Origin of the sequence: Streptomyces sp. SAI-127, assembly GCF_029894425.1 — a bacterium.
Taxonomy (GTDB): domain Bacteria; phylum Actinomycetota; class Actinomycetes; order Streptomycetales; family Streptomycetaceae; genus Streptomyces.
Genome location: NZ_JARXYJ010000001.1, coordinates 6347285 through 6372243, shown reverse-complemented (window position 1 = coordinate 6372243; position 24959 = coordinate 6347285). Strand labels below are relative to the sequence as shown.

Below are 24959 nucleotides of genomic sequence, written 5' to 3'. Positions count from 1 at the left end.
CTCGCCTCGCGGCAAGTGGTCGCTCGTAGCGACGAAGGTTGGGCCCGGGGGCTTGGATCGGGCCGGTGTCACATCCAGGCTAACAAACGGATCCCGAAAGACCATTCCCGTACCGAGAGTTCAATCTCTCAGCAGATCGGGCACCCCGTCCCGGTCCGGCTGGTCGCGCTCCGCCGACACCACCGTCAACTGCTGGGTGGCCCGGGTGAGGGCGACGTAGAGCACCCGCAGTCCGGCCGGCGACTCGTCGGCGATCTCGGCCGGGGAGACGACGACCGTCGCGTCGTACTCCAGGCCCTTGGCCTCCAGGCTGCCGAGCGCCACCACCCGGTCGCCGAGTCCGGTCAGCCAGCGGGCGGCTTCCTCGCGGCGGTTCATGGCGACCACGACGCCCACCGTCCCGTCGACGAGGTCGAGGAGGCGGGCCGCCTCCTCTCGGACGGTCTCTCCCAGCGACTTCCGTGCGACCGTGCCGCGTCCATTGCTTGTTGTCACAAAACGCGGTCGGACGCCGGTGGACCGTACGGCCGAAGGGGCCGTGGAGCCGGGCATGGCGAGGGCCAGCACCTTGGCCGCGAGGTCGGCGATCTCGGAGGGGTTGCGGTAGTTCACGGTGAGCTGGAAGCGGCGGCGCGGACGCGTGCCGAGAGCCTCGTCGCGGGCCTCGGCTGCCTCGTCCGGGTCGGACCAGGAGGACTGCGCCGGGTCTCCTACGACCGTCCAGGTGGCGTGCCGGCCACGGCGGCCGACCATGCGCCACTGCATCGGCGTGAGGTCCTGGGCCTCGTCGACGATGACGTGGGCGTACTCGACGCGTTCCTGGGCGAGCCGCTCGGCCCGCTCGCGCTGCGACTCCTCGCGGACCGGCATCAGCTCCTCGAGGCCGGTGAGGTGGTCGAGCGGGTCCAGTTCGCGCCGCTTCTTCGGGCGGGCCGGGGTGCCGAGGACCGACTGGAGCTCGTCGAGCATGGCGATGTCGTGGACGGAGAGGCCGTCACGTCTGAGTGAGCGGGCGACCCTGCGGATCTCGCCGGGGTTGAGGATGCGGCGGGCCCAGCGGCCGAGGCGCCGCTCGTCGGCCATGGCGGCGAGGACGGCCTTCGGGGTGAGCTCCGGCCACCAGGCGTCGAGGAACTCGATGAAGCTGTCCTCGGAGGTGATGTCCTCGTCGAACGACGACCGCAGCTCGGCCGCCAGTTCGGGATCGGTGTGCCGGGTGCCCGCCCCGGACCGCGCCCACAGGGCGTCCAGGAGCAGCTTGCGGGCCCGGGGCCGCAGCAGGTTGACGGGCGCGGTGCCGCTGAGGGCGTTCCGGCGGACACTTTCCAGCTCGTCCCCCTCCAGTTCGAGCCGGCGCCCGAAGGCGACGACGCGCAGGCGGGTGGGGGGTGCGGTGGGAGATGCGGTGGAGGTGTCCTCCTCGCCGAAGGCGAGCTGCTGCCCGGAACCGCTCCCCCGGCTGTGGCTCCCCAGCTCCAGCGCCCCCCGCGCCGCCTTCCGCAGCACCTTCAGCATCCGGTACGACCCCTTGGCGCGGGCCACCGCCGGGGAGTCGTACAGGGTGGCCTCGACGCCGTCGACCAGGGAGCCGATCGCGCGGATGGCGACCTGGCCCTCCTCGCCGAGGGACGGCAGGACACCCTCGGTGTACGCCACGAGCAGCGGGGTGGGCGAGACGATGAGGATGCCGCCCGCGTAGCGGCGCCGGTCCTGGTAGAGCAGGTACGCGGCCCGGTGCAGGGCCACGGCGGTCTTGCCGGTGCCGGGGCCGCCCTCGACGTAGGTCACGGACGCGGCGGGGGCACGGATGACCATGTCCTGCTCGGCCTGGATCGAGGCGACGATGTCCCGCATGGTGTGGCTGCGGGCCTGTCCCAGCGCGGCCATCAGGGCGCCGTCGCCGATGACGGGCAGCTCGTGGCCGTCGAGGAAGGCCTTGAGCTCGGGGCGCATCAGGTCGTCCTCGACACCGAGGACCTTGCGGCCCTTGGAGCGGATCACCCGGCGTCGTACGACACGCCCGGGGTCCACCGGAGTGGACCTGTAGAAGGGGGCTGCGGCCGGCGCCCGCCAGTCGATGACCAGCGGCGCGTACTCGGAGTCCAGGACTCCGATCCGGCCGATGTGCAGGGTCTCCGCGATGTCGGCGGTGCTGTCCTCACGGACTGCACCATCGGCGGGCTCCACGGCGGTGTAGGCGCCGTCGGGACCCTTCTTGCCGTCCTTGCCGAGGAGCAGGTCGATCCGGCCGAACAGGAAGTCCTCGAACTCGTTGTTGAGCCGGTTGAGGTGCACACCGGCCCGGAAAACCTGGGCGTCCCGCTCGGCGAGAGCGCCCGGTGTGCCGACCTGGCCGCGCTTGGCCGCGTCGTTCATGAGGAACTCCGCCTCGTGGATCTTCTCCTCGAGGCGCCGGTAGACCCGGTCCAGATGTTCCTGTTCGACGCCGATCTCGTGGTCCCGAACCGAGTCCTGAACCGAGCCGACCGCGGATTGTTGAGCCTGAGCGGCCACCGGGCCCCCTTCTGACGTGCTGGGCAGCCGTCAACCGTACGCGAAGGGGGCCCCGGCGGGAAGTTACGCGTCGATCTCGACGAGCTTCTTGCCGTCGGACGTGACGACCTCGAAGTGATCGATGTCGTTCTGAGCCGGTGCGACCGCGCCGCCGATGTAGAGAGGCTTCTTGGACTCCGGGGTCTTGCCGTCCGGGAGGCCGTAGCCCCACTTGCCGACGGACCAGGTGGAGGCCGTCCAGCGCTCGCCGTTGTCGGTGACGGCGATGAGGGAGCACTTGAGCTCTCCCTTGACGCCCTTGAGCTCCAGACCGAGCGAGGTGCCCCAGTCCTTCGTCTGCATGGCGACGGTCGCGCTGACGCCGGTCGAGGGGTCGGTCCCCGACACCTTGTCGTTCATGGACTCGAAGAGTTCCTTCGCGGTGCTCGCGAGGACTCTCGGCTGCTCGGTGTCGCCACCGGAGTCGCCGCCGCCCGCCGCCATCGCGGCGAACGGACCACCGATGATCAGCGCGGCCGCGGCCGCGACCATGTAGAAGCTGCGGCGCCGCTTCTGCGCACGGCGCTCCGCGACCTCGTCCACCAGCTTGTTCACGATCCGCGGGCTGGGCTTGGCGGAGAGCGACTCACCGATCGCGGGGGTGCCGGAGCCCGGCAGGTCCGCGAGGGCGGCGAGCATCGGTTCCATGCCGGCGAGCTCGTCGAGTTGCTGGGCGCACCATTCGCAGGTCGCGAGATGGGCCTCGAAGGCGGTCGCCTCGGCGTCGTCGAGGATCCCTAGGGCGTAGGCGCCGACGGTCTCATGCTCGTTCGGCACCGGAGATCCCATCATGGAACCTGACATACCCGACCCACCTGCGCCGAACCCCTGGTTGCCCCCGTACACACTCATCACGCCGTCACCCCCCGCTCCTCCAGTGCGAGCTTCATCGACCGCAGGGCGTAGAAGACCCTGGAACGGACGGTTCCGCTGGGAATGCCCAGGGTCTCGGCCGCCTCGTTGACGGTACGCCCCTTGAAGTACGTCTCGACGAGCACCTCCCGGTGAGCCGGGGTCAGGTCGTCGAGCGCGTCCGACAGCGTCATCAACCACAGCGCCTTGTCGATCTCGTCCTCCGCGGGGATGACCTCCAGCGGCGACGGGTCGACCTCCTGCGGCCGGGCCTGCCGGCTGCGGTGACCGTCGATGACGATGCGCCGGGCGACCGTCACCAGCCAGGGGCGTACCGAACCGGTCGCTCGATTGAGCTGTCCGGCGTTCTTCCAGGCACGGATGAGCGTCTCCTGCACCACGTCCTCGGCTCTCTGGCGGTCACCCGCAACCAACCGGAGGACATACGCAAGGAGAGGCCCGGCGTGCTCTCTGTACAGGGCACGCATCAGCTCCTCATCAGGTTCCGAGGGCTGGGACATGCGATGTCGGGCCCTCGATCCACGTTCATTGGCCACGACGGAATCCTTGCGCACGCCCACCTCCGATGTCCCGGGTTCCCCCAGTCGGTCGCTCGACTACGGGTACGGACGTGAGGTGTTGGGTGTTCAAAGTGCGACGACAGTTTTCTTCTGAGTGACGTGACGAGACAGGACATGCGCGCACATTCCCGCCGCGCGATCTTTACATTTCCACCACACAGGCAAGATCACGATCACGGCCCGTGAGGTTGAGCGAGTAAACGACATGTAATCGAAATCACTTCGACAGGCCCTCCACAGAAGGGACATAACAACCAGTCAGGTGCGCGAGAGAGCCGCGCGCCTCCGATGCCGGGCCACTCTTTCGCGGTTCCCACAGACCTCACTGGAGCACCAGCGCCTCCTGCGCCCCCGTGACGTATCCAGATAGACGATGGGGCAGTTGTCCCCTTCGCACTCTCTGATCGCCGCCCGCGCGACCGGGTCCGTCAGCAGCCCTACCGCGTCCCTGGCGACGGCCCCGAGCAGTGCCGCACAGCCGGGCGGACCGTCCAACTCGCGCACCAGCGCGCCGTCCTCGTCCCGGACCGCGCGCGGGGCCGGAGGTGCGGCCCGGGCGACGTCGTTGACGTGGGCGAGCGCGAGGTCGTAGGCGTGTCCAGGCGCTCCGCGCACCAACTGCCCGATCCGGCCGCGCAGTTCCCGGAAGCCGACCAGCCACGAGGGGTCCGCGTGCGTCAGGTCGGTCCCGTCCGGCACCAGTCCCGAACCGACGATCCAGGCGCACAGCACCTCCGTCGAGTCGAGGCGTTCCTCGGGGTGGGTGGTCGCGAGGAGGTCGAGGCTGATCCGTCCGGCGTCGAACCGCAGCTCGTACGCGACCGTGGCCATACCCAGTGCCATGTGCCTGTCACCGCCTAGGGGTGCCCCGGTCGTAAGGGGTCGGTGAGGTGCTTCGCGGCTGTTCCGGGGCTCCCTCTTACAGTGCCCTCCCGCTCTCGCCGCCGGAACCCCCCGTACCGGGAGCGATGCCTGGACGCGCACGTATGCGGCGGCGCGTCTCGGCCATGTCGGCGCGATGGGCGGGGCCCTTGACTGGAGACATGACACAGAGCAGCGGGAGCAGCCGATCCGTAGTCAGCCGATGCGTACTGGGCGCGGCCACGGTCGCCACGGGCCTGATCGCCGGGGCCTTCTACGTCTTCGCGTGCGCCGTCATGCCGGGCCTGGCGCGCAGCGACGACCGCGTCTACGTCACCGTGATGCGCGACATCAACGAGGTCATCCAGAACCCGGTGTTCTTCCTGAGCTTCCTGGGCGCACCGGCCCTCACGGCGGTGGCGGCCTGGCAGGCCCGGGGCAGCCGCAACCGGTGGTGGGTGTGGGCGGCCCTGGCGGCCTCCGCCCTGGCGTTCCTGGTCACCGTCGTCTTCAACGTCCCCCTCAACGACCACCTCGCGGGCAGCGGCGACCCCCGCGCTCTGCGTGAGGAGTTCGAGGATCCCTGGGTGGCGTGGAACGTGGTGCGGGCGGTGCTGCTGACGGTGGCGCTGGGCCTTCTGGTGAAGGCCACGGGCAGCCGTGCCGCGAGGGTCGACTAGCCGGCGCTTCCGCAGGCGGCGTCCGCCTCGTCGCGACGCCCGGACACCCTCTCGCCGCACGGGGAGCCCGCTCGGCTGGGCTCGCGGGGGGGGACCCCCAAGACGCCGCTCCCGACCGGGCGAACGTTGCCTGCCGAGGCGCCGGCTAGACGTCCGCGTACTTGGTGTCGGCGGCCGGGTCCAGTGCCAGCCGGTACCCCCGCTTCACCACCGTCTGGATCAGCTTCGGCGCCCCCAGGGCCGTACGGAGACGGGCCATCGCCGTCTCCACCGCGTGCTCGTCCCGCCCGGCGCCCGGCAGCGCACGCAGCAGCTCCGCCCGCGAGACCACCCAGCCCGGCCGCCGGGACAGCGCCCGCAGCAAGGACATCCCCGCCGGCGGCACCGGCCGCAGCATCCCGTCGACCAGCACCGCGTGTCCCCGGATCTCCACCCGGTGGCCGGCGATGGGCAACGACCGGGCCCGCCCGGGAAGCTCCTGGCACAGCAACTGCACCAGCGGCCCGAGCCGGAAGCGCTCGGGCGACACCGTGTCCACCCCCCGCGCCTGCAACGGCAAGGCGGTCACCGGCCCGACACACGCCGGCAGCACATCGTGGTGGAGAGCGGCGAGCAGCTCCGGAAGCAGACTCCGGTCCTCGGCCCGGGAGAGAAGGGAAGCCGCGGCGGGCGCGCTCGTGAAGGTCACCGCGTCCAGCCCCCGCGAGACAGCCGCATCCAGCAGCCGGTCCATCGGCGCGAGGTCCTCCGGTGGCATCCACCGGTACACGGGCACCCCCACGACCTCCGCTCCCGCGGCCCGCAGAGCCTCCACGAACCCGGGCAACGGCTCCCCGTGCAGCTGAATGGCGACCCGGCGCCCCTCGACACCCTCCTCCAGCAGCCGGTCCAGCACCTCGGCCATGGACTCGGACGACGGCGACCAGTCCTCCGTCAGCCCGGCGGCCCTTATGGACCCCTTGACCTTCGGCCCGCGCGCGAGCAGCTCCACCTCGCGCAGCCGGTCGAGGAGCGCCTCACCGAGGCCCCACCCGTCGGCGGCCTCGACCCACCCCCGGAAACCGATGGCGGTCGTGGCGATCACGACATCGGGCGCCTGGTCGATCAGATCCTTCGTCGCCGCCAGCAGTTCACTGTCGTCGGAGAGAGGCACGATCCGCAGGGCCGGCGCGTGCAGTACGGCGGCCCCGCGGCGCTGGAGCAGCGCACCGAGCTCGTCTGCTCGGCGCGCGGCGGTGACTCCCACGGTGAACCCCGCGAGGGGGCCGTGTTGCTCTGCTGCCTGCTGTTCGTCGTACATGGCTGTCGTCCCGCAGTCTGTCGTCTGACCTACATGCCGACCGAGCCTGTCAACGGCTCGTGACAGGCTCGGTTCCGCTTTATGTCGCCAGTGTTACGTCACACCTCCGCGTAGCTGAGCTGCGGCTTCGCCTCGGAGGCGGTCGTGGCCTGGCCCTTGGCGGCCGAGCGGCGAAGGTATACGGCCCAGGTGACCACGAAGCAGGCGGCGTAGAAGGCGAGGAAGGCGACGAACGCGCCGGTTCCGGAGCCGTAGGAGAGGAAGGACTGACGGAAGGCGAGGTTGATGCCGACGCCGCCGAGTGCGCCGACCGCGCCGATCAGGCCCATGGAGGCGCCGGAGAGACGGCGTCCGTAAGCGGCGGCCGCTTCACCCTCCAGGCCCTTGGCCAGCGCCTTGGTCTGGAAGATGCCGGGGATCATCTTGAACGTCGAGCCGTTGCCGAGGCCGGTGAGGACGAACAGCACCACGAACGCGACGGTGAACAGGGCCAGCGACTTCTCCATGCTGGCGGCGATGAGGACCGCGGTCGCCACGCCCATGCCGACGTAGTTGTACAGCGTGATCTTCGCGCCACCGTACTTGTCGGCCAGCCAGCCGCCCAGGGGACGGATCAGGGAGCCGAGCAGCGGGCCGATGAAGGTGACGTACGCCGCCTCCAGCGGGGTCCGGCCGAACTGGTTGGTCAGCACCTGCCCGAAGGCGAAGCTGTAGCCGATGAAGGAGCCGAAGGTGCCGATGTAGAGGAAGGACATGATCCAGGTGTGCGCGTCCTTCACGGCGTCCTTGGCGGCGCCGGTGTCGTTCTTCACGTTCTCGATGTTGTCCATGAAGAGCGCGGCGAGAACGGCGGCGACGACGATGAACGGGATGTAGATCCCGAGCAGCACCCGGGGACCACCGCTGGCGCCGATGATCGCGAGGGCGACCAGCTGGATGACCGGGACGCCGATGTTGCCGCCGCCGGCGTTGAGCCCGAGGGCCCACCCCTTCTTACGGAGGGGGAAGAACGCGTTGATGTTGGTCATGGACGAGGCGAAGTTGCCGCCGCCGATACCGGCCAGCAGGCCGACCAACAGGAAGGTGTTGAACGAGGTCCCCGGCTCGATCACCGCGAACGCGGCGACGGTGGGGACGAGCAGGAGGCCGGCCGAGATGATCGTCCAGTTCCGTCCGCCGAAGATCGCGACGGCGAAGGTGTAGGGGACGCGGACGACGGCTCCGACCAGGGTGACCATCGACGTCAGCAGGAACTTGTCCGCCGGCGTGAGCCCGTACTCCGGGCCCATGAAGAGCACCAGCACGGACCACATGGTCCAGATCGAGAACCCGATGTGCTCGGAGAGAACCGAGAAGAGCAGGTTCCGCTTGGCGACCTTCTCTCCGGTCTCCTTCCAGAAGGTCTCGTCCTCCGGATCCCACTGCTGGATCCAGCGGCCGCCCCTGCTCGGGGGTGCGGGGGCTGTACTAGGGGCTGTCATGACGCCTCCACGGTGCGACGGGGCTCAGGTCCTGCTACGAGTGGCTGATCCCGAAGGTAGGGAGGACGCGTTTCCTGCCTGTGGCACCGGGTGACCGGAAAGGAACTTTGCTCTCACCCCGGCGGGGGGCGGGATGAGAGGTCCTGGGGTCTTTGTGTTACGAACAGCTCCGCTCCGGGGGGACCGCAGTGTGAGAGCCGGTCCACGCCGCAGGGTACCGCTTCAGTCGTCGGCGTCCTCGGGGTCGTCGTAGTCCTCGAGGATCCGCAGTCCGAGGTCGGACTCCCACTCCAGGGCCCATCGCCGCAGCTCAGCGACGTCTTCGTGGGTGAGCCCATACGCCGCGAACTCCTCATCACTGACCCATACGACGCTCTCCAGCCGGTCGCGCAGCTCGACGAGATCGAACTTGCCCAGCTGCTCGAGCTCGATCACGGAGTAGTACCGACAGGCCACGTGGACGTCGATCACATCCTGGGGCAGGCCGCGGTCGACGAGGGCGCGCATCGCCATGGAGAACGTGCTCGCGCTTCCGTCCGTCTCTGTAGTGGGCGGGGCGGCATCCACTGCTGACCTCGGTTCCGTCAAGCTCGCCTCCCGCTCCGGTGAATGGCCACGCCGCGTGCCATGATCCGGGGTCCTGAGCGCGCCGGCCCGACGGGGCGGGGTTCGTGATCGACGGTGGACCGGGGTGCCTGTGGTCCCGGCGGCGCCCCCACCCGCCTCGAATGACCGGGACGGAGCCCGGAGCCGTCAGGACGCGTGTCGCACGGTCTCCGCGGGCGCCACCCGGCCCCGCCGTGACCCGTTCGGCCACAGCCTCGGCCTGCGCTTCGCCGCCAGGTCCTCGATCCAGCCGAACGCCAGGATCGCGAGTCCGATCAACGGCCACACCAGGAAGAACATCCAGAGCATGTCCGTCGCGTCGAGCGCGGCGACCGCGCGGTCGCTCTGCATGAAGGGGAGGCGGTAGGCCAGGTCGATGATCGGGACCGTGGCCATGATCAGCAGATTGTGCCAGAGGTAGATCGTGACGGCCCGGTTGTTGGAGAGGGTCACCAGCTTGTCCCAGCGGGCCAGCCGGCCCGGCAGCTCCTGCCAGGACGGCGAGTACTGGAGCAGGATCACCACGAAACCGAAGGACCAGGCCGCCTGGGCCAGCGGGATGTCGTTCAGGTCCCAGCCCTCGGGGCCCAGATGGCCGGACGCCCACCACAGGGCGAAGGCCATCACCATCACCGAACCGGAGACGGCGAGGTAGCGCGGGACCTTCGCCAGCACCCCTTCGTGGTGCGCGAAACCCAGGACCCAGCAGCTGCCGTAGACCGCGAAGTCGGTGACCGCGTTGCCCAGCTCGCCAGGGATCGTCACCAGTCCCGTGCCCACCACGGCCGTCAGGGCCAGCGGTGCCAGCAGGGTCGCCCACGGCACCCTGCGGAACGCCCACAGCAGCAGCGGGGAGGCCAGCACGAACCACAGATACGCGCGGAGGTACCACAGCGGGCCCACCGCCTGATCCGCCCACGTGCTCTCCAGCAGGTCCTTCGGGAAGCCGACCTCCCAGGGGTACGGCGGCGCCCCGATCGGGATGACGTAGTTGATCATCTCCAGCAGGCCCCAGGTGCCGCTGTGGTCCGGGTCCTCGGAGAGCTTCCAGCCGCCTATGAACATCAGCGGCAGCACCACCGCGCCGAACGCCCAGAGGGGCGGCAGGAGTCGGCGGACACGGCCCCTGATCACGCTCAGGGCCGGCCTGTTCAGCGAACGCGCCATCAGTGAGCCCGCCAGCGCGAACATCACGCCCATCGACGGGAACAGGACGGTCAGCCACGCCCAGCCGAAGAGGTGGTAGAGGACGACTCGGACCAGGGCCAGGGAGCGGAGAAGGTCCAGATAGCGGTCCCGGCCGGGCGCCTTGGGCGCAGGAACCACCTGGTGCTGCTCCCGTTGCCCCGCCGTGTACTCCTGCGTCATCCGACCGGCCTCCGCTCGTCACTGCCATCGCGCGTCCGCTGCCTCGCCACCGGTCCGCCCGGTGCCTCGACGACCCCCGTGCGGCGCAGCTTCTGCCAGCGCAGGCGGCCTCCGGTGAGGGCCGTGATCCAGGACTGGAGCAGCACGACGTACATGAGCTGGCGGTAGAGGATCTGCTGCAACGGCAGCGAGATCAGGTGCGTCATGCGTTCCCGGTCCAGCCGGAACGCGTAGGCGGCGCAGACCAGCTGGATCGCGAGGACGCCCAGCCAGGCCACGATCGTCTTCTCGGTCGGGCCGAACACGACGCCGTACAAAAGGAATACGTCGATCAGCGGGGCCAGCAGCGGGGCCACCACCATGAACAGGGAGACCAGGGGCAGGCCGACGCGGCCGAAGCGGCCCGACGGGCCCCGGTCCACCAGTGCCTTCCGGTGCTTCCAGATCGCCTGCATGGTGCCGTACGACCACCGGTAGCGCTGGGACCAGAGCTGTTGCACCGATTCCGGTGCCTCTGTCCAGGCGCGCGCCTTCTCCGCGTAGACCACACGCCAGCCGTCCCGGTGCATGGCCATCGTGATGTCGGTGTCCTCGGCGAGCGTGTCGTCGCTCATGCCGCCGACGCGTTCCAGAGCGGAGCGGCGGAAAGCCCCGACCGCGCCGGGAATCGTCGGCATGCAGCGCAGGACGTCGTACATCCGGCGGTCGAGGTTGAAGCCCATCACGTACTCGATGTGCTGCCAGGCGCCGATCAGGGAGTCCCGGTTGCCGACCTTGGCGTTGCCGGCCACGGCTCCCACGCCCGGGTCGCCGAAGGGCTGCACGAGCTCGCGGACCGTGGACGGTTCGAAGACGGTGTCGCCGTCCATCATCACGATGATGTCGTGACGGGCGTTCGCCAGACCGCGGTTCAGCGCCGCGGGCTTGCCCGCGTTCAGCTGGCGTACGACCCGGACGTTCGGCAGGCCCATCGCCTCGACGATCCGGGCGGTGCCGTCGCTCGAACCGTCGTCGATGACGAGCACCTCGATGGGGTGCTCGCTCGCCATCAGTGAACGGACGGTGCTCTCGATGCACTTGGCCTCGTTGTACGCCGGGACCAGCACCGACACCGGCCGGGTGACCGGTTCTCCCCAGCGGAAGTCCTTGCGGCGCACCCGGCGGGCGTGGATGCCCGAGAGCAGCAGCATGAGGACGAAGCGGCCGATGACCAGGGAGCCGATGATCGAGAGACCGACGACGAGGACGTCGGTGATGTGCTCGGAGGCCTGGACCAGGAAGATCCACGCCTTGCCCTTCCACAGCTCGGGGCCGGCGACGGCGGTGTGCGCGGTGGGCGCGTCGAGTGCCTCGGTGAGGTTGTCGAACTCGTAGCCCTTGTCCTGCATGTCGGGCAGAAGCCGGTCGAGCGCCTGGACCGTCTGGTGGCGGTCACCGCCGGAGTCGTGCATCAGCACGATCGCGCCCTTGCCGTTCTTCGGCGTGGCGTTGCGCAGGATCTGCTGGACGCCGGGCTTGCGCCAGTCCTCGCTGTCGGTGTTGTTGACGACGGTGATGTAGCCGCGGGTGCCGATGTACTCGGTGACCGGCCAGGACTTGTTGTCCATGGCGTCGGCGAAGGAGGAGTACGGCGGGCGGAAGAGCGAGGTGCGGATACCGGCCGCGCCGGCGAGGGCGAGCTGGTTCTGGGACAGCTCCCAGTCGATGCGCTTCTTGGACTGGAAGGTCAGGTCGGGGTGGTTGAAGGTGTGCAGCCCGATCTCGTGGCCCTCGTCGACGATGCGCTTGACCAGGTCCGGATAGCGGGAGGCCATGGTGCCGGTGACGAAGAAGACCGCGTGCGCGTGGTGCTTCTTGAGGACGTCCAGGACCTTGGGGGTCCAGATCGGGTCGGGACCGTCGTCGAAGGTGAGGACGAGCCGGTGGTCCGGCATCTTCAGGCTGGTGGTGCGGCCGCTGCGGGTGTCGATCACCGGGCCGCCGTCGAGGATCTTCTCCGGCACCTTGTCGGTGGAGGCCTCGGACTGGATGCGGTGGTCGGCGAGGATCTCGCTGTGGACGTAGCCGCGCAGCATCAGCATCGCCATCAGGGCGACGAGGACGAGCACGGGCAGCAGCAGGCGCATGGGCAGGCGACGGCGCCTGGAGCCGTCGGGGGCTCCTGGTGCGGCCCCCGGGCGGCGGGTTCGGGATGCCATTAGAGGACGTACTCCGGGGACGGGGAGGAGAGCGGGGCGCCGGAAGGCGCGGGAGCCGAGGTGCCGGAGGTCTCCGACGCGACGGCCGAGGAGGCGGCCGAGGGCGGGCCGGCGAAGACCCCCGCGCGGCGATTGCGGGCGGGCATCACAGAAGGTGCTCCGGAGACGGGGACGACAGCGGGGCGCCGGAAGGCTCGGGGTCCGTCGTACCGGAAATCTCCGACACGACGGCCGAGGACGCCGCCGAGGGCGGGCCGGCGAAGGCCCCAGACGCGGCCCCTGCGCGGCGACTGCGGAAGGGCATCACAGAACTTGCTCCGGAGACGAGGAGGACAGCGGGACGCCGGAAGGCGCGGAAGCCAGCGCACCGGAAATCTCCGACACGACAGGCGATAAAGCGGCCGAGCCAGCGAAGGCCCCAGATACGGCCCCTGCGCGGCGACTGCGGAAGGGCATCACAGAACTTGCTCCGGAGACGGGGACGACAGCGGGGCGCCGGATGGCGCGGGAGCCGGCGTACCGGGGGTCTCCGATGCCACGGGCGCGGGTGAGGGCGGGCCGTCGGCCACCGTGCCGGGGCCGGCGCTGCCGCCGCCCGTGGTCTCGGTCGGGGCGACCGAGGGGTCGGGGCTGGTGGTGACGGGCGGCGTGACCGAGGGGCTGGGCGGCGGGGTGACCGACTGGGTCGGCTGCGTCGAGGGATCGGCGCCGCCCGACGGGTTGCCGCCGGGCTGGGTTGCGGTCGCCGACGGACCGACGGACGTCCCCGGCTTGCCCGGGCTCGCGGTGGCGCCGGGCGCGGTGCCACTGGCCCCGGGAGACGGTGTCACCCCGCCGCTGACCGTCGGGGTGGCCCCCGGGATCACCCCCGCGGTGGCGGAGGGCAGGGCGGACTCCGCGGGCATCGGACTGGTGTCGACCTTGCCGGCCGGGACGTCGTCCTTCGGGCCGGTCACCGGGAGCCAGGGCGCGTTGGAGTTGCCGGACAGCAGGGTGACGACGATGACGACGGCGTAGACCGCGCAGGCCAGGCCCACGGCGATGCCGATACGGCGGAAGCGGCGGCTGCGCCGGCCCGACTCGTCGACGAACACCGGGCCGTCGGAGCTCTCGGACCCGCCCTCGCCTCCGGGGCGGCCCTCGATGCGCTCGTCGCCGTTCAGGCCGATCCCGTCGAGCTGGATGGTCACCTCGTGCGGGTCGTGTGTCTGACCGGCACCGCTGCCGGACTCGTCCCACGGATCGCGCACGACGGCTCTGCGGCCGGCCGGCTCCGGGACACCCTGGCCACGGTCCGCTCTCGGGGCCCCGGGGAAGTCCCGGTTCCCGTCGTCGGCCGTGACTCCGGTTGTGCCGGTTTCGCCGGTTTCTGAAAACGTCTGGGCAGTGCCCCCAGCTGTCGGTATGTCCTGGGTGCCTGATGCAGCCTCGGGCCATTCCGGTTGGGCGTCTTCCCGCCACTTTTTTACGTTCTTCACGCGCACGCACATCCCCCCACGGGCTGATCTGGGCGCGCTGTCGACCTTGAGCACACGTCGGCTGAACCGGGCCCCCACCCGGTCCGAGCGCCCCCCTTACCACACCGTGCTCAGGACACGAATGTAGCGCACACGGAGGAAGTGTGTTTGCCACGTGTCATTTGTGGATGTTCATATCGAGCTCATCGGTGGCTGGAACCCATCCATCGGCGGGCCGGCGAAGCCAGTCATGTTCGACGGAAATTTCGATTGCGGCGCGCCGGAGGGCGTCGAAAGCGGGATGCGCCAGACCCCTGCGCCACACCAGCGACACGGGCGACAGCGGTACCGGGTCGACCAGCGGACGCAGCACGGTGGCGGGCATGGCCGGAAAATCCACGACCGCGAGAATCGGATTCCGGGTCTTCGCCATGATCCGCTGGAACTCCTCGTCGCCGACCGCGAGCGGGGCCGGCGGGGCGATGTCGATACCCCGCCCTTCGAACAGCCGACGAGCGAGATCGGTCCATTCCGGAGTACGCGGATTTCCGGCCCCCGCGTACACGGTCTCGCCCTCCAGGGCGGCGAGCGGCACCCGATCCAGGGAGGCCAGCGGGTGGTCCTCGGGCAGGACGACGGCCATGGGCTCGAGGCGCACGGGCTGGTGGTCCAGGCCTGCCCGCAGCGCCGGGTCGAGACCGGCGAACCGGCCGAAGGACGCGTCCAGGCGACCAGCCAGCAGCTCCCCCGCGGCGCCGGTCAGCCCGCTCTCGTAGCGGGCCATCAGCTCCTGGTCGGGGGCGAGTTCCCGGGCCCGCAGCAGCACGGCGCGGGCGGTGGCCTGGTCGGGGAAGTTCAGGTCCACGAGCAGCGGGCGGGCCTGCGCGAAGGCGGCGAGCAGCTCGTCCTGGGCGTCCAGGGCCCGGCGGGCGTACGGCACCAGCCGCTCGCCGTCGCCGGTCAGCGTCACCTGCCGGGTCGTACGCACGAACAGCTCCGCACCCAACTCCCTTTCCAGGCGCCGCACATCGCGACTGAGGGCTTGTTGGGCGACGTAGAGGCGGGCCGCCGCGCGCGTGAAGTGGAGCTCCTCGGCGACGGTGAGGAAGGCGCGCAGGAGACGCGGGTCGAGGTGGTGGGAGCGGGGGCCGGGGCTCGGGCTGGGCGCGGACACCGGGCGAACTTACAACACAGGTGCGTGAATCGGTACGGAGAAGGTGTTGGACCCCTTGATCGTCTCCGCGCGACGGTAGGCGCATGCCGCAACCGGACCGACCGATGTTCACCACGACCGCCGACGCCCTCGTCATCGCCGACTTCAGTCCACGAAGACCGCGAAACACACGAAACCCACGAAGCACTCGAAGTCCACGGGCCCCGCGCGACCCCGGTCCCTACCGCCGTCTTCTCGCCACCCCCGGAGCCCGCGCCTTCACCATCGGGAATCTTTTCGCCCGCCTGCCCATGGGCATGTTCAGCGTCAGCGCGGTCGTCATGATCGCCGGGACGCGTGGGTCGTACGCCCTCGCCGGCGCCGTCACCGCGACGGGGCTCGCGGCGACGGCGGGGGTCGCCCCGTGGACCGCGCGGCTCGTAGACCGACATGGACAAGCCAAGATCGCCGTACCGGCCACGGCCCTCGCCGCGCTGGGTTCGCTGGCGCTGGTGCTGTGCGTCCGCCTCGGCGCACCGGCGTGGACGCTCTTCGTGTCGTACGCCGCCACCGCCACCACTCCCAACCTCGGGGGCATGTCCCGTGCCCGTTGGGCCCACCTCCTCGGCGGCGACGAGGAGTCCCTCCATGTCGCGAACTCCTTCGAGCAGGCCGTGGACGAGGCGTGCTTCATGCTGGGCCCGGTCCTCGCGGCCTTCCTGTGCACGGCGTTCTTCCCGGAGGCGGGCACGCTGGTTGGAGTGGTGCTGCTGGTGACGGGCGTGCTGGTGTTCGCCGCGCAGCGTTCGACGGAACCGCCGGTGCGGAAGCGCGGCCTTTCGAAGGCGCCCTTCCGCGCCCCCGGCATCCCGCCCCTGCTCGCCGTCTGCCTGGCCATGGGTGCCGTCTTCGGCTCCATGGAGGTCGTCACCATCGCCTTCGCCGACGCCCAGGGACACCGCTCGGCGGCCGGGGTCGTGCTCGCGCTGCAGGCGGCCGGGTCGTGCGCGGCGGGGCTGGTCTACGGGGCGATACGACGGACCGGATCCGCAGAGGACCGGTACGTGTGGTGCATCGCCGCCATGACGACCCTGCTGACGCTCCCCCTGCTGGCCGCCTCCGTCACCGGTTCCCTGCTCGCCCTGGCGGCCGCGCTGCTGATCGCCGGGATGGCGACCGCGCCGACGATGGTCACCGGGATGACCCTGATCCAACGGCGCACCCCGCCCGGCCGCCTCAACGAGGGCATGACCCTCGCGGTGACCGGCCTGCTCGGCGGAATCGCCTGCGGCAGCGCGGCCGGCGGCTGGACAGCGGAACACATCTCGCCGACGGCGGCCTACGGCGTCCCGATCACAGCGGCGGCCGCGGCCTTGATGACCGCGCTCGTGTCGGCCGGACGGTCGAGCACTTCTCGCACTCGCCTCACTACAGCGCCCCGATCAGGGCCGCGGCCCTGATGATCACCCTCGCGCCAACCGGACAGCCGACCACGTCTCGCCCCCCGGCCGACCACGGCACCACGATCACCACCGCGACGATGCCCCCGGCCACCCGCAGCAGTAACCCCGACGGCCAGACGATCGAGCCCCCTCGCCCACGACCCACCACGCCCCAGCCCTGACAAGCACCCCTATTCCGACCGAACCACCCACACCAGCCCACCCGACGACCGGACGGACGAGCACCCTCGCCCCCGGCCGACTACGGCACCACGATCACCATCGCCGCGACAATGCCCCCCAGGCAGCACACCCAACGGCCAGATGATCGAGCTTTCCCGCCCACGGCCCGCCGCAGCACCCCGACCACCAGCCGCAACGGCCCTGACGACCACCCTCGCGCCGACCCTGCCACCCACACCAGCACTCCCAACACCCGAACACCCGACCACCTCCCACCCCCGCCCCACCCCAGCACCCCCGACCACCCCTCACCCCACCCCAGATCGTCGAATCGCTTCACCTGATCCTGCATAACCCATTGACGACCTTCAAAGGCGCCACATACGTTCCTTCGTCGAAGCGCTTCGACAGGGGTCGTCGAATCGAGTCGAATCGACGACCCCTGCGTGGCGCCCGGCCCGAAGCACCATCCGACTCCCCGGAGGTACGGGATGTTGACGGTACGAAGGCGTGTGGTGGGGGCGGCGGTGATCCTGAGCGGATCGCTGCTGCTGACAGCCTGCGGGGACTCGGACGGCGGGTCCTCCGACGGCAAGACACTCAGGCTCTGGCACTACGAGGGTCCGACCAGCGCGATGGGCATCGCCTGGAAGGAGGCGATCAAGGAGTTCGAGGCGACGCACCCCGGTGTGAAGGTGGAGTTCGAGGAGAAGAGCTTCGACCAGATCCAGAAGACCGCCCCGATGGTCCTCAACTCCTCGGACGCGCCCGACCTCATGGAGTACAACAAGGGCAACGCGACCGCTGGCCTGCTCTCCAAGCAAGGCCTGCTCACCGACCTCACGGAAGAGGCGGCCAAGCGCGGCTGGGACAAGAAGCTCAGCCCGAGCGTGCGCACGACGAGCCTCTACGACACCAACGGCGTGATGGGCACCGGCAAGTGGTACGGCGTCCCCAACTACGCCGAGTACACGCTGGTCTACTACAACAAGGACCTCTTCAAGAAGTACGGCATCGCCGAGCCGAAGACGTTCGACGAACTGACCGCCGCGATGGACACGTTCGTCGAGAACAAGGTCACCCCCCTCGCCAACGGCGGCGCCGCCTACCCGGCCCAGCAGTACCTCTACCAGCTGGCGCTGTCGAAGGCCGACCGCTCGTGGGTCGACGCCTACCAGCTCTACAAGGGCAGGACGGACTTCCACGACGCGGCCTGGACGTACGGCGCCGAGACCTTCGCCGACTGGGTGAAGAAGGGCTACTTCAGCAAGTCCTCCAGCGGCCAGAACGAAGAGGCCGCCGGTGTCTCCTTCACCTCCGGCAAGGCGCCGATCCTGTTCTCCGGCAGTTGGTGGTACGGCCGCTTCAAGACGGACAACAAGTTCGACTGGGGCACCTTCCGGTGGCCCGACTCGAAGCTCACCCTCGGCTCCGGCGGCAACCTCTGGGTCGTACCGAAGGGTTCGAAGAACAAGGACCTCGCCTACGACTTCATCGACATCACCATGTCGAAGAAGATCCAGAACCTGCTCGGCAACTCCGGCGGCGTCCCGGTCGCGGCCGACGCCTCCGCCATCACCGACCCCCAGTCGAAGACCCTGATCGACGACTTCAACACCCTCTCCAAGAACGACGGCCTGGCCTTCTACCCCGACTGGCCGGTACCCGGCTTCTACGACGTCCTCGTCTCCGGGACCCAGAAGCTGATCACGGGCAGCGAGAAGCCCGACGGCTACCTCAGCGATCTCCAGGAGGCCTACGACAAGGGCGCGCCGAAGCAATGACGGTGACCGTCGAGCGGAGTGCGCGGGCGGCCGGCAAGGGCGCCGCCGTACGGCCCCCGCGCCGCCCCCGCGACTCCTACGCCCTCTTCCTCCTACCGGGCGCCCTCGCCTTCCTCGCGGTCATCGTCCTGCCGTTCGTGATGAACACGTACGTGAGCTTCACGGACTGGCAGGGCGTGGGCTCCCCCGAGTGGTCGGGGCTCGCCAACTACCGCGAGCTGATGGACGATTCCGAGTTCTGGGCGTCCTTCCGGCACAGCCTGTTCATGGTCGTGGCGATGGCGGCGATCCCCACGGCCCTCGGACTGGTCCTCGCCGCCGCCCTGTTCGACTACGTCGGCAAGCACTTCGGATCCAGAACGGCCGCCGTTCTCCGCGCCTGCTTCTACCTCCCCCAGGTGCTGCCGATCGCGGTCGCCGGCATCGTCTGGAGCTGGATCCTCGCCCCGGACGACGGCTCGCTCAACGCGCTCCTGAAGGCGATCGGCCTCGGCTCCTGGCAGCAGGACTGGCTGGGCGATCCCGATCTCGCGCTCTACAGCGTCATGGGCGTCATGGTCTGGGTCCAACTGGGCTTCCCGCTGGTCGTCTTCATGGCGGGTCTGCAGCGCGTCGACCCCCAGCTGTACGAGGCGGCCGAACTGGACGGCGCCGGCTGGTGGCGCCGCTTCTGGCACATCACGCTGCCCCAGATCCGGCCGGAGATCTACGTCGTCCTCACCTGGTGCTCGATCGCCGCGCTCAAGGTGTTCGGCGCGGTGTACGTGCTCACGAAGGGCGGGCCCGGCGGCGCCACCGACGTGCCCTCCTACTTCTCCTTCACCACGTTCTTCGAGAAGACGCAGGTCGGCTACGGCGCCGCGATCTCCACCGTGCTGACGGTGCTCATCCTCGCGCTCTCCCTGATCGGTCTGAGGCTCCAGGAGAGGACGGACTCATGACCACCGCCCTGCGCCGCTACCCGGTCCTGATCGCCCTGTGCCTCGCGGCCCTGTTCATGGTCGTGCCGTTCCTGATCGTCACGGTCAACGCCTTCAAGTCCCCCGCGGAGTACGCCCAGAACGGCCCCCTCAGCCTCCCCGACGGCCTGTACACGACCGGCATCAAGGACTTCTGGGAACGCGTCGACTTCGGACAGAAACTGGTCAACTCGGTCCTGATCAGCGGCTCGGTGGCGGTACTGGCCGTGGTCCTGTCCGTCCTGAACGCCTACGCGATCGGCATCGGCCGCATCAAGGGCCGCACCTGGGTCCTCGCCTTCTTCGTCCTCGCGAACATGCTGCCGCAGGAGGCGCTGGTCTACCCGGTCTACTACCTGAGCAAGGAAGTCGGCCTCTACGACACGAGGTTGAGCGTGATCATCGTGTTCACGGTGATCCAGGCGGCCTTCGGCACGTATCTGCTCTCCGCGGTCCTCGGCCAGTTCCCCCGCGAGATCCTGGAGGCGGCCCGCATCGACGGCGCGAACAGGTGGCAGGTCCTGTGGCGGATCGTCGTCCCCGTCAGCCGCCCCACCCTCGGTGTGCTGATGGTCTTCTTCTTCATCTGGACCTGGAACGAGTTCCTGCTCCCCCTGGTCATGCTGATCTCGAACGACAACCAGACGGTGTCGGTGGCCCTCGGCGTCCTCCAGGGCCAGCGTCTGATGGACGCCACGATGACCAACGCCGCCGCCCTGCTCGGGGTGCTCCCCGCGATCGTGTTCTTCCTCGTCTTCCAGCGAACCCTCACCCGCGGTATCGCCGTGGGTGCCGTCAAGTAAGGACCCCCACGTGAAGTTCACCGACGGCTACTGGTTGCTGCGCGAGGGCGTCACCGCGGCGCATCCGGCCCAGGTCCACGAGGTCGCCGCGTCGGACGGCCGGCTGGACATCCTCGCGCCGACCCAGCCCATCCGCCGCCGCGGCGACCTGTTGAAGGGACCGGTCGTGACGATCAGCGCCCATGCCCCGCTGCCCGACGTCATCGGCGTCACCTTCACCCACTTCGAGGGCGAGCAACCGCAGGGGCCGCAATTCGAGGTCCGCAAGGAGGACTTCACGGCTCACACGGAGTACGACGAGGAGCACGCCACCCTCACCTCCGGTGCGCTGTCGGTCCGGGTGGCCCGCACGGACACCTGGCAGGTCGACTTCCTCGCGGGCGGCCGGCTGCTGACCGGCAGCGGCCCGAAGGGCATGGGCATCATGCGGGACGCGTCGGGCGCCCACTACCTGCGCGAGCAGCTGGGCCTCGGCGTGGGCACCTCGGTGTACGGCCTCGGCGAACGCTTCGGGCCGCTGGTGAAGAACGGCCAGGTCGTCGACATCTGGAACGCCGACGGCGGCACGGCCACCGAACAGGCCTACAAGAACGTCCCGTTCTACCTCACGGACGCGGGCTACGGCGTCTTCGTCGACCACCCGGGCAAAGTCTCCTTCGAGGTGGGCTCGGAAGCGGTCTCGCGGGTGCAGTTCAGCGCCGAGACCCAGGAGTTGACGTACTACGTCATCTACGGCCCGAGCCCGAAGGAGATCATCCGCAAGTACACGGCCCTCACCGGCCGCCCGGCCCTCCCGCCCGCCTGGTCCTTCGGTCTGTGGCTGTCGACGTCCTTCACGACGTCGTACGACGAGGAGACCGTGACGTCCTTCATCGAGGGCATGCGGGAGCGCGAACTCCCCCTCTCCGTCTTCCACTTCGACTGCTTCTGGATGCGCGAGTTCAACTGGTGCGACTTCCAGTGGGACCCGCGGGTCTTCCCCGACCCGGAGGGCATGCTCGCGCGCCTGCACGCCCGGGGCCTCAGGGTCTCCGCATGGATCAATCCGTACATCGCCCAGAGGTCGCCCCTGTTCGCGGAGGGCAAGGCGCTCGGCCATCTCCTCAGGCGCCCCGACGGCAGCGTGTGGCAGTGGGACCTGTGGCAGCCCGGCATGGCCCTGGTCGACTTCACCAGCCCGGCCGCCCGCGACTGGTACGCCGCCAAGCTGGAGGCGCTCCTCGCACAGGGCGTCGACTGCTTCAAGACCGACTTCGGCGAGCGGGTGCCGCTGGACGTGGAGTGGTCCGACGGCTCCGACCCGGAGCGGATGCACAACTACTACACCTACCTCTACAACCGGACCGTCTTCGACGTGCTGCGCAAGCACCGCGGCGAGGAGGAGGCGGTGGTCTTCGCCCGCTCGGCGACCGCGGGCAGCCAGCAGTTCCCGGTGCACTGGGGCGGCGACTGCGAGGCGACCTACGAGTCGATGGCCGAGTCACTGCGCGGCGGGCTGTCGTTGGGCCTGTCCGGCTTCGGCTTCTGGAGCCACGACATCGGCGGCTTCGAGGGCACCCCGACACCGGCGCTGTTCAAGCGTTGGCTGGCCTTCGGACTCCTCTCCTCCCACAGCCGTCTGCACGGCAGCTCCTCCTACCGGGTGCCGTGGCTGTTCGACGAGGAGTCCGTGGACGTCCTACGGCACTTCACCCACCTCAAGCTGAAGCTCATGCCGTACCTCTACGAGGCCGCGCGCACCGCCCACGCCGAGGGCGTGCCGGTGATGCGGGCGATGGTCCTGGAGTTCCCGGACGATCCCGGGTGCGCGCATCTGGAGCGGCAGTACATGCTCGGCCCCGACCTGATGGTCGCGCCGGTGTTCAACGACGAGGGCGAGGTCTCCTACTACGTCCCCGAGGGCACGTGGACCCACTTCGTGACCGGCGAGACGGTGACCGGACCGCGCTGGGTGCGCGAGAAGCACGACTTCCTGAGCGTGCCGCTGCTGGTGCGGCCGGGCGCCGTGCTCCCGGTCGGCGCGGTGGACGACCGGCCCGACTACGACCACGCCGACGGGGTGACCCTGCGGGCGTACGAGCTCGGGCGGGGCGAGCAGGTCACGGTGCGGGTCGGCGAGGTCGCCTTCACCGTCGTACGCGAAGGGGACACGCTGCGGGCGTCCTGCGGTGACCCGTCGGCGCCCTGGGTGCTGGCCGCGGGCGGGCGCGCGGCGCGGGCGCGGGCCGGGACCGGCTTTCTCTCCCTGGAGCTGGGCTGATGGCGAAGATCACCGATGTGGCACGGCGGGCCGGGGTCTCCCCCAGCACCGTCTCCTACGCCCTCAGCGGCAAGCGCCCGATCTCCGAGGAGACCCGGCAGCGGGTCGAGGACGCCATCCGCGAGCTGGGCTACCGACCGCACGCGGGCGCCCGAGCTCTGGCCGGCCGACGGTCGAACGTGCTGGCGCTGGTCGTACCCTTGCGGGCCGGGATCCACGTCCCGACCGTGATGCAGTTCGCGGTGTCGGTGGTGACGACTGCCCGGCGGTACGACCACGATGTGCTGCTGCTGACCCAGGAGGAGGGCGAGGACGGACTGACGCGGGTCGCGGACACGGCCATGGTGGACGCGCTGATCGTGATGGACGTCCAGCTGGAGGATCCCCGGCTGCCGTTGCTGCGCGCACTGGACCTGCCGTCGGTGCTGATCGGTTTCCCGGCCTCCTCGGAGGGTCTGACCTGCATCGACCTCGACTTCAGGGCGGCGGGCGAGGCGTGCGTGGAGCATCTGGCGCGGCTGGGCCACCGGGTGGTGGCCCTCGTCGGTTCCCCGCCGGAGGTCTACGTCCGGCAGACCGCCTTCGCGCAGAGCGTGGTCCAGGGCTTCACGGCCGCCGCGGACCGCTGCGGGATGTCGTCGACGGTCCACCCCTGCGAGCCGGGTGCCGCCCGCGAGGTGGCCGAACAACTCCTGCGCGAGCAACCTGCGTTGACGGGAGTGGTCGTCCACAACGAACCCCTGCTGCAACCCCTGGTCGACGCCTTCGGGCAACTGGGCCTGCGCGTCCCGGCCGACCTGTCGGTCACCGCGATCTGCCCCGACGAACTGGCCGAGTCGGTCCGCGTCCCGATCACCTCGGTGGCCCTGCCGTCGGCGGAGGTGGGCGCGCGAGCGGTCGAGCTCCTGATGAAGAAGCTGGACGGGACGGCCGTACCGGAGTCGACACTGCTGCCGCCGAGGATGACGGAACGGGCGAGCACGGGGCGGCGGACGGTTTCCTGACGCGTCGGCGAAGGGCGTACGGTGAGGGCCCGTAATCGGTCGAGTACGGGTCCTCACCAGGCGGGTCGCCCATAGGTGACGGTCCTGGCCGGTGGGGGATCACCCCTCCCGGAGCGAGTCGACGAGATCCGCGATGTGGCGGCGGCCGTAGCCGAACTCCCTGCCGAGTGCCAGATACCTCATGAGGCGTTCGTCTGTCACCGGTACCGAGTAGGTCCGCACGGTCCTGAGCAGGAGGCGGAAACCGAGATCGGGATCGACCTGGGTGACGATCTGTTCCAGGACAGGCGCCGCCTGTTCCGACAGTTCGAACCACGGGCTGGTGTCTGCGCCGAACCATGGGCTGTCGTGCACCGCCTTCGTCAACGCCGGGGCCGTATCGCGCAGTTCGCGCAGTACCACGTCCCGGTGGGACATGTCGGCGAGCTCGGGGGTGCCGGCGGTGAAGCCGGGGTCGATCTCGCGAAGACGTTCCGTGCAGATGTCCGTGATGTGGTGCAGCCACTGCCTGACGTTCAGCCCGTCGAGGTCGTATCCCCGGCCCGTAGTCACCTGCCAGAGCAGGGTGAGGGTGTCATCGGGAAGGGGGGAGCGCTGCAGTCGCGAGGTGTCCTGGAGCAGAGCGAACGCGGACGCACCCGGTACGGCACCCACCTCGTCGGCGACGACGCCGCGGACTCCCTCCTCGACCGTGTACGAGTGCTGCCACAGATCCCCGTGGAAGCGGCCGGCGATGAAGGAGAATCCGAAGTCCCGCCCGAACCGCCGCCGGACCGAGGCATCGTCGAAGCGTGGCCACCGCACGGCGAGTCCGTGGTGGACCAGTGGCGCCGGGTAGCCGAATCCGTCACCGATCTCCCGGTACCGGTCATAGCGTTCCAGGTCGACTGGAACCGTGTACGCCTTCAGCACCCGCAGAAACAGCCGGAAGCCCAGATCGGCGTCGACGTCGGCCACGACCCGTGCCAGCGCGGACGCGACCTGCGGTCCGGCGGGCAGGCCGGAGACCGCCGGCACTTCGGCCAGCACCTTCTCCTTCATGGCACTCTCGTCCACGACGACCGTCGGGCCGCCGGGCTCGGGTTCGGGCACGCCGACGGAGATCTCCTCCTCGCACTTCTCGACGATGCGCCGCAATGCGCTGCGGGGATCCGTACCGGGATCCCGATGGCCCGCCGACGCGGCGCGCCACACGGTGCGCAGGACCTCGTCGGGGAGGGAGGAGTCCAGCAGTAGCCGCGCGTCGTCTCTGAGGGCACGTGCCTCGTCGACGTCACCGGTCGGCGCGTCTACGGGGTCTGTGGCGATCAGGAGACTGATCCCGAAGTCGCCGTCGAAGTTCCAGAAGCGTGCCTCGCGTTGTTCCGGCATGGGTTCCCTCACGAAGGCGCCGAGGGCGACAGGGAGTCGCCCTCGGCGGTCGGACAGGTGATG

20 protein-coding genes are annotated in these 24959 nt (G+C 69.8%); 7 read left to right on the top strand and 13 right to left on the bottom strand.

What is annotated here, in order from left to right; genetic code table 11:
* Positions 1-120: 120 nt before the first annotated feature.
* The 4 genes from M2157_RS29340 to M2157_RS29325 form a co-directional block, all read right to left on the bottom strand.
* A complete protein-coding gene (locus M2157_RS29340; protein WP_280866666.1) occupies positions 121-2514 on the bottom strand; it encodes a UvrD-helicase domain-containing protein in 2394 nt (797 codons plus the stop codon).
* Positions 2515-2577: 63 nt separating this feature from the next.
* Positions 2578-3357 (bottom strand): zf-HC2 domain-containing protein, encoded by a 780-nt coding sequence (locus M2157_RS29335; RefSeq protein WP_280866665.1) that lies wholly within the window; start codon positions 3355-3357, stop codon positions 2578-2580.
* A 47-nt stretch (positions 3358-3404) separates the two neighbouring features.
* Positions 3405-3926 (bottom strand): sigma-70 family RNA polymerase sigma factor, encoded by a 522-nt coding sequence (locus M2157_RS29330; protein ID WP_010039908.1) that lies wholly within the window; start codon positions 3924-3926, stop codon positions 3405-3407.
* 318 nt (positions 3927-4244) lie between these two features.
* A complete protein-coding gene (locus M2157_RS29325; protein WP_280857979.1) occupies positions 4245-4829 on the bottom strand; it encodes an ABATE domain-containing protein in 585 nt (194 codons plus the stop codon).
* 200 nt (positions 4830-5029) lie between these two features.
* Here M2157_RS29325 and M2157_RS29320 point away from each other — a divergent pair, with 200 nt between their 5' ends.
* Positions 5030-5527 carry an anthrone oxygenase family protein gene (locus tag M2157_RS29320; protein ID WP_280857980.1) on the top strand — a complete coding sequence of 166 codons (498 nt, stop codon included), beginning with the start codon at positions 5030-5032 and terminating at the stop codon, positions 5525-5527.
* Positions 5528-5672: 145 nt separating this feature from the next.
* Here the strand turns inward: M2157_RS29320 and M2157_RS29315 are convergent, their stop codons facing one another.
* The 8 genes from M2157_RS29315 to M2157_RS29280 form a co-directional block, all read right to left on the bottom strand.
* Positions 5673-6827 carry a uroporphyrinogen-III synthase gene (locus tag M2157_RS29315; RefSeq protein WP_280857981.1) on the bottom strand — a complete coding sequence of 385 codons (1155 nt, stop codon included), beginning with the start codon at positions 6825-6827 and terminating at the stop codon, positions 5673-5675.
* Positions 6828-6925: 98 nt separating this feature from the next.
* Positions 6926-8308, bottom strand: coding sequence for a nitrate/nitrite transporter (locus M2157_RS29310; RefSeq protein WP_280857982.1), 1383 nt, complete (start codon positions 8306-8308; stop codon positions 6926-6928).
* Positions 8309-8530: 222 nt separating this feature from the next.
* Complete coding sequence (locus M2157_RS29305) at positions 8531-8821, bottom strand: hypothetical protein (RefSeq protein ID WP_280866664.1); 291 nt, start codon at positions 8819-8821, stop codon at positions 8531-8533.
* Positions 8822-9061: 240 nt separating this feature from the next.
* Positions 9062-10282: an acyltransferase gene (locus tag M2157_RS29300; RefSeq protein WP_280866663.1), complete on the bottom strand. Its 1221-nt coding sequence runs from the start codon at positions 10280-10282 to the stop codon at positions 9062-9064.
* The gene (locus M2157_RS29295; RefSeq protein WP_280858003.1) at positions 10279-12480 is read right to left on the bottom strand and encodes a glycosyltransferase; all 2202 of its coding nucleotides are present in this window, start codon (positions 12478-12480) and stop codon (positions 10279-10281) included. Before M2157_RS29295 ends, M2157_RS29300 begins: the two co-directional genes overlap by 4 nt.
* The gene (locus M2157_RS29290; protein ID WP_280858004.1) at positions 12480-12626 is read right to left on the bottom strand and encodes a hypothetical protein; all 147 of its coding nucleotides are present in this window, start codon (positions 12624-12626) and stop codon (positions 12480-12482) included. Before M2157_RS29290 ends, M2157_RS29295 begins: the two co-directional genes overlap by 1 nt.
* A 309-nt stretch (positions 12627-12935) precedes the next feature.
* On the bottom strand, positions 12936-13730 hold the full coding sequence (locus tag M2157_RS29285) for a hypothetical protein (RefSeq protein ID WP_280866662.1): 795 nt from the start codon (positions 13728-13730) through the stop codon (positions 12936-12938).
* Between the two features lie 385 nt (positions 13731-14115).
* The gene (locus M2157_RS29280; protein ID WP_280866661.1) at positions 14116-15111 is read right to left on the bottom strand and encodes a LysR family transcriptional regulator; all 996 of its coding nucleotides are present in this window, start codon (positions 15109-15111) and stop codon (positions 14116-14118) included.
* An 83-nt stretch (positions 15112-15194) separates the two neighbouring features.
* Here M2157_RS29280 and M2157_RS29275 point away from each other — a divergent pair, with 83 nt between their 5' ends.
* From M2157_RS29275 to M2157_RS29250, 6 genes are all read left to right on the top strand, one after another.
* Positions 15195-16550: an MFS transporter gene (locus M2157_RS29275; protein WP_280866660.1), complete on the top strand. Its 1356-nt coding sequence runs from the start codon at positions 15195-15197 to the stop codon at positions 16548-16550.
* Positions 16551-17206: 656 nt separating this feature from the next.
* Entirely contained in the window at positions 17207-18499 is a 1293-nt protein-coding gene (locus M2157_RS29270) for an extracellular solute-binding protein (protein ID WP_280858008.1), read from the top strand.
* Positions 18496-19440 carry a sugar ABC transporter permease gene (locus M2157_RS29265; protein WP_280858009.1) on the top strand — a complete coding sequence of 315 codons (945 nt, stop codon included), beginning with the start codon at positions 18496-18498 and terminating at the stop codon, positions 19438-19440. Before M2157_RS29270 ends, M2157_RS29265 begins: the two co-directional genes overlap by 4 nt.
* Entirely contained in the window at positions 19437-20261 is an 825-nt protein-coding gene (locus M2157_RS29260; protein ID WP_280858010.1) for a carbohydrate ABC transporter permease, read from the top strand. The genes M2157_RS29265 and M2157_RS29260 overlap by 4 nt, the downstream gene beginning before the upstream one ends.
* Before the next feature lie 10 nt (positions 20262-20271).
* The gene (gene yicI, locus M2157_RS29255; RefSeq protein ID WP_280866659.1) at positions 20272-22521 is read left to right on the top strand and encodes an alpha-xylosidase; all 2250 of its coding nucleotides are present in this window, start codon (positions 20272-20274) and stop codon (positions 22519-22521) included.
* A complete protein-coding gene (locus tag M2157_RS29250) occupies positions 22521-23525 on the top strand; it encodes a LacI family DNA-binding transcriptional regulator (RefSeq protein ID WP_280866658.1) in 1005 nt (334 codons plus the stop codon). Before yicI ends, M2157_RS29250 begins: the two co-directional genes overlap by 1 nt.
* Before the next feature lie 99 nt (positions 23526-23624).
* Here M2157_RS29250 and M2157_RS29245 read toward each other — a convergent pair whose 3' ends face one another.
* Positions 23625-24896, bottom strand: coding sequence for a hypothetical protein (locus M2157_RS29245; RefSeq protein ID WP_280858013.1), 1272 nt, complete (start codon positions 24894-24896; stop codon positions 23625-23627).
* Positions 24897-24959: the final 63 nt, after the last annotated feature.

Bases quoted from the DNA above. Each gene is read 5' to 3' on its own strand.
- M2157_RS29260 (WP_280858010.1), top strand. From the start codon at position 19,437: ATGACCACCGCCCTGCGCCGCTACCCGGTCCTGATCGCCCTGTGCCTC.
- M2157_RS29330 (WP_010039908.1), bottom strand. From the start codon at position 3,926: ATGTCCCAGCCCTCGGAACCTGATGAGGAGCTGATGCGTGCCCTGTAC.
- M2157_RS29245 (WP_280858013.1), bottom strand. From the start codon at position 24,896: ATGCCGGAACAACGCGAGGCACGCTTCTGGAACTTCGACGGCGACTTC.
- M2157_RS29335 (WP_280866665.1), bottom strand. From the start codon at position 3,357: ATGTCAGGTTCCATGATGGGATCTCCGGTGCCGAACGAGCATGAGACC.
- M2157_RS29325 (WP_280857979.1), bottom strand. From the start codon at position 4,829: ATGGCACTGGGTATGGCCACGGTCGCGTACGAGCTGCGGTTCGACGCC.
- M2157_RS29315 (WP_280857981.1), bottom strand. From the start codon at position 6,827: ATGTACGACGAACAGCAGGCAGCAGAGCAACACGGCCCCCTCGCGGGG.
- M2157_RS29305 (WP_280866664.1), bottom strand. From the start codon at position 8,821: ATGGCGATGCGCGCCCTCGTCGACCGCGGCCTGCCCCAGGATGTGATC.
- M2157_RS29265 (WP_280858009.1), top strand. From the start codon at position 18,496: ATGACGGTGACCGTCGAGCGGAGTGCGCGGGCGGCCGGCAAGGGCGCC.
- M2157_RS29270 (WP_280858008.1), top strand. From the start codon at position 17,207: ATGTTGACGGTACGAAGGCGTGTGGTGGGGGCGGCGGTGATCCTGAGC.
- M2157_RS29310 (WP_280857982.1), bottom strand. From the start codon at position 8,308: ATGACAGCCCCTAGTACAGCCCCCGCACCCCCGAGCAGGGGCGGCCGC.
- M2157_RS29275 (WP_280866660.1), top strand. From the start codon at position 15,195: ATGCCGCAACCGGACCGACCGATGTTCACCACGACCGCCGACGCCCTC.
- M2157_RS29290 (WP_280858004.1), bottom strand. From the start codon at position 12,626: ATGCCCGCCCGCAATCGCCGCGCGGGGGTCTTCGCCGGCCCGCCCTCG.
- M2157_RS29300 (WP_280866663.1), bottom strand. From the start codon at position 10,282: ATGACGCAGGAGTACACGGCGGGGCAACGGGAGCAGCACCAGGTGGTT.
- M2157_RS29320 (WP_280857980.1), top strand. From the start codon at position 5,030: ATGACACAGAGCAGCGGGAGCAGCCGATCCGTAGTCAGCCGATGCGTA.
- M2157_RS29295 (WP_280858003.1), bottom strand. From the start codon at position 12,480: ATGGCATCCCGAACCCGCCGCCCGGGGGCCGCACCAGGAGCCCCCGAC.
- M2157_RS29250 (WP_280866658.1), top strand. From the start codon at position 22,521: ATGGCGAAGATCACCGATGTGGCACGGCGGGCCGGGGTCTCCCCCAGC.